Origin of the sequence: uncultured Nostoc sp. (assembly GCF_964245575.1) — a bacterium.
GTDB lineage: Bacteria > Cyanobacteriota > Cyanobacteriia > Cyanobacteriales > Nostocaceae > Nostoc.
On record NZ_CAXTNP010000421.1, the window covers coordinates 1 to 4,745 of the forward strand.

Here is a 4,745-nt window from a genome sequence, read left to right on the forward strand (position 1 = left end):
GGGGAATGGGGAATGGGGAGCAGGGGAAGAATAACTATTAATTATTGACTAATACTTCGACTTCGCTCAGTACAAGTGCCCAATGACCAATGACTAATGACCAATGACTAATGACTAATGACTAATCCAATAGAAGTCCGCAATCCTCGAACTGGCAAATTTGACTACGTAATTATCCCGCCGCCTCCCAGGCTGCTGGCACAGCAATGTAAGCGCACCCGCAGGGCGCAAGTTAGCTGGCAGAAACTAGGCTTAGAGGGGAGAATTGAAGCCTTACAGCAATGGAAGCAAGCGATATTATCAGGGCGCGATCGCTTAACGGAGGCTTTGGTAAATGATACAGGAAGATTATCTACCTCTGTATTGGAAATAGACTCCTTCCTCTCTAGCATCGATCGCTGGTGTAAGTTAGCGCCGGAATTGCTACAAGACTCTGCCAAAAACACAGCAATTCCATTTATCGCTTTGCAACAAACATCCGTTCCTTATCCCCTAGTTGGGGTAATTAGCCCGTGGAATTTTCCACTGTTACTATCAACTATTGATACCATTCCGGCATTACTGGCGGGTTGTGCTGTCATTGTTAAACCCAGTGAAATTGCTCCCCGCTTCGTAGCACCACTGAAAACAGCAATCAGCACCGTTCCTGAATTGCGTGACGTATTAACTTTTGTTGAAGGAGCAGGCGAAACTGGATCTGCTTTGATTGACAATGTAGATTTGGTGTGCTTTACAGGCAGTGTAGCAACGGGGCGAAAAGTAGCAGAAGCGGCTGCTAAACGGTTTATTCCGGCTTTTTTGGAATTAGGAGGAAAAGACCCTGCGATCGTTTTAGAATCTGCCAATTTAGAATTAGCAACCTCAGCAATATTGTGGGGTTCGGTCGTCAACACCGGACAGTCATGTTTATCAATTGAGCGAATTTATATTGCTGAATCGATATTTGAAAAGTTCTACCATCAATTAGTAGCTAAAGCCCATCGTCTTCAACTAGCCTACCCCACAGTCGAAAGTGGAGAAATTGGCCCCATCATCGCCGAAAGACAAGCAGCAATTATTAGCAACCATCTGCTAGATGCAGTCGAAAAGGGAGCAGTAATTCACTGCGGCGGTGTAATTGAAGACTTAGGTGGGGGTTGGTGGTGTCGTCCGACAGTTCTCACCCAGGTTAATCATTCCATGAAAGTGATGACCGAAGAGACGTTCGGCCCCATTATGCCAATAATGCCTTTTTCCACAGTAGAAGAAGCAGTGTCTTTAGCGAATGACTCAATTTATGGATTGAGTGCTGCTGTCTTTGCCTCCGAAGCCGAAGCCTTAGAAGTTTCCCAGCAGATAGATGCAGGTGCTATTAGTATCAACGATGCTGCACTTACCGCCCTCATGCACGAGGGAGAGAAAAACGCCTTCAAATTTTCTGGTATGGGAGGGTCACGCATGGGTGCAGCCGCGCTGAAACGGTTCATGCGAAAAAAAGCTATTTTGGTAAAAACTAATGCTACTAATGACCCTTGGTGGTTTGATAATGAAGCATAAATACTGTCGTCAACAAACAAAAGGGCAGTTTTTAAGAGCAGTGTAGTGCATCGACTCACAATGCGATTGTATCGACTTACAATGTTAATGCTAACATTCAGCAGTTTTTGTAGAGTAAGCACTTTACCTGCTCAAACGGTTATTTTTAGCTTGTGTTGTCTGCTTTAACTCAGTTGTTGAGAGGTGAATTGCAATGTCAAATATTCGAGAAGGAATGCCCGTACTTGTCCGTCATGAAGGAGATTGGGTAGGAACTTATACAGTAATTGATACAGCCGGAAAAATCCTCGACAAGTATGAGTCTCACTTAACTTGTCAATTTCCAGAAAATGGCCCTGATCCCTACTACCAAATCAATCGCTATAAATGGTCTGATGGTAAACAAGAAGAGTATGAATTTCCAGGAAGCTATAAAGATAATAAACTCTGGTTTGACACCGATCGCATCCAAGGGAAAGCTTGGGAAGCTGATGATTCAATTGTGATTTTGTGGTTTAGTTATAAAACAAACCCAGAGATGAGCTTATATGAAATGATCTACATTAGTCCTGACAATAACAATCGTGCCCGCACTTGGCATTGGTTTAAGAACAACCAAATTTTTCAACGCACCTTAATTCAAGAAGAACGGCTAAGATAGTAATTTCTTCGCTCAAAGATAATCACTTATTATTCTCCGTCCGCGCAGGCGGACTACCCTGCGGTAAGCCGCAAAGCGTCTATGTTTGTGTAGCCACGATTTCCGTTAGGCTTTCATCTCAAATTTAAACTTAGTAAGGTACACGCATGGCCAAAGGTGACAAAATAAACTTTTCTACTCCTAGCGGTTTCCCAGAATTTCTGCCTAGCGAAAAGCGTCTAGAATTATATTTGTTAGATATCATCCGTAGAGTTTTTGAAAGCTATGGATTTACGCCCATTGAAACACCTGCTGTAGAACGTTTAGAAGTGCTGCAAGCTAAAGGAAATCAAGGCGACAATATCATCTATGGCATTGACCCCATCCTGCCACCAAATCGGCAAGCCGAGAGAGATAAATCAGGCGAAACTGGTTCAGAAGCAAGAGCTTTAAAGTTTGATCAAACAGTTCCATTAGCAGCATATATTGCCCGTCACCTGAATGAGTTAACCTTTCCCTTTGCCCGCTACCAAATGGATGTAGTTTTCCGTGGTGAGCGAGCGAAAGATGGGCGTTTTCGTCAGTTTCGTCAGTGCGATATTGATGTAGTTGCTCGTCGTGAACTCAGCTTGCTCTATGATGCTCAGATGCCTGCAATTATCACTGAGATATTTGAAGCAATAAATATTGGTGATTTTTTGATTCGCATCAATAATCGTAAAGTTCTTACAGGTTTTTTTAAGTCAGTAGGAATTACTGAAGATAAAATTAAATCGTGTATTGGTATTGTTGATAATCTAGAAAAAATTGGTGAGAGTAAAGTAAAACAAGAATTAGAGAAGGAGGGAGTTTCAGGAGAACAGACTCAAAAAATTATTGATTTTATTAAAATAGATGGTTCCGTTGATGAAGTATTAGATAAACTTAAGCATCTCGCTCAAAGTCTGCCTGAAACCGAGCAATTAAGCCTGGGAGTTAACGAATTAGAAACGGTAATTACAGGCGTGCGTAATCTCGGAGTTGCCGAAAAACGTTTCTGTATTGATTTATCCATTGCCCGTGGTCTTGATTACTATACTGGTACAGTTTACGAAACAACCTTATTAGGACATGAAGCTTTAGGTAGTATCTGTTCTGGTGGCAGATATGAAGAATTAGTCGGGGTATTTTTGGGTGAAAAAATGCCTGGTGTAGGCATTTCTATTGGCTTAACTCGCTTAATTAGTCGCTTGTTAAAAGCTGGTATTCTTAGTACCTTAGCTGCTACACCAGCCCAGGTGATGGTAGTGAATATGCAAGAAGATTTAATGCCAACTTATTTAAAAGTTTCGCAACATCTGCGTCAGGCTGGAATTAATGTCATCACTAATTTTGATAAGCGTCCCCTGGGTAAACAATTTCAGCTAGCCGATAAACAAGGAATTCAATTTTGTGTAATTATTGGTTCCGAGGAAGCAGCAGCGCAAAAGTCTTCGCTGAAAGATTTGAAAACAGGTGAGCAAGTAGAGGTGCTATTAGTAGATTTGGCTGAGGAAGTTAAAAGAAGGCTTGCCTAATAAACGTTGATAATAATATAAACTGCAAAAATTTAAATCCACGTTCTTAAGTGCGATCGCAATACACTTCACCAAAGCTACGATCAGCATGAATCTCAATCACTAGATTAACAATCAAGCAAAAATATATGACAATTCTCAACGCTCGTAATTTATCCTTAGAAGAAGTTCAGCGTCTGTTTGGCTTTCAAGAACAATACAGTGATTCATTTTCTAACTACTTATCTCTGGAACCTCTCACGGAATTAGAACAGCAGGAACTTCTGCAAATTAGAAATGACTTTCGACGCTATCTTACAGCAGGTAAAGTTTCTGAAGGTCAGGTAAAGTTTCTTGCAGTTGCCCCATTATTAAGATTAGCTGGTTTTTATCGCTATCCTATCGAGATTCTTTTGGAGGAGAATATTGCTGATATTGAAGTTGAAGATGAAGATATCAAAATTAAAGGAAGATTTGATATTTTAGCTGTTAGTAAAGCTAAACAGACAAAACCTCAAACATATTTTTGGGTACTGTTAATTGAATCTAAAAATAGTCAGATTGATATATCAACGGGTTTATCTCAGCTACTCACATACTCTTATAAAAATTTAGATAATCAAAAATCAGTTTGGGGATTAGTGACAAATGGTAGAAGTTATCAGTTTGCCTATATTGAACAAGGAAATCCCCCTATTTATTATCTGTTACCAGAATTAAATTTAATGGAAACAGAGCGTTTAAGTCGGTTGCTACAAGTTTTAAAAGCAATTTGTCAGCTTTAAGAAAAAATATATCGCATGGTAAGGATTATTTAAGCGATCGCTTTTGTATGTAATCAACTTTGACCTCTCTCCAAACCTCTCTCCTCTTAGGAGAGAGGCTTTGAATCTTACTCCCCTTCCCTCATAGGGAAGGGGCTGGGGGTTAGGTCTGTATTAAACTCAACTACAAGCTACATCCACGAGTATCAAAGACTCATTGACAAAGCTCTGAGGTTTATCAACGAAGCTTTGAGGTTCATCAACGGAGTTCAAAGACTCATTCACGAGTAT

4 protein-coding genes are annotated in these 4,745 nt (G+C 40.5%); all 4 read left to right on the forward strand.

All coding sequences use genetic code 11. From position 1 onward, the window contains the following. Positions 1 to 117 precede the first annotated feature (117 nt). Positions 118 to 1,536 carry an aldehyde dehydrogenase family protein gene (locus ACFFAP_RS35940; RefSeq protein WP_375515684.1) on the forward strand — a complete coding sequence of 473 codons (1,419 nt, stop codon included), beginning with the start codon at positions 118 to 120 and terminating at the stop codon, positions 1,534 to 1,536. Positions 1,537 to 1,729: 193 nt separating this feature from the next. Continuing rightward, positions 1,730 to 2,176, forward strand: a complete 447-nt coding sequence (locus ACFFAP_RS35945) for a DUF3598 family protein (protein ID WP_375515685.1) — start codon at positions 1,730 to 1,732, stop codon at positions 2,174 to 2,176. Positions 2,177 to 2,322: 146 nt separating this feature from the next. Further along, positions 2,323 to 3,711, forward strand: coding sequence for a histidine--tRNA ligase (hisS, locus tag ACFFAP_RS35950; protein WP_375515686.1), 1,389 nt, complete (start codon positions 2,323 to 2,325; stop codon positions 3,709 to 3,711). A gap of 128 nt (positions 3,712 to 3,839) precedes the next feature. Then, positions 3,840 to 4,475: a restriction endonuclease subunit R gene (locus tag ACFFAP_RS35955; RefSeq protein WP_375515687.1), complete on the forward strand. Its 636-nt coding sequence runs from the start codon at positions 3,840 to 3,842 to the stop codon at positions 4,473 to 4,475. Positions 4,476 to 4,745: the final 270 nt, after the last annotated feature.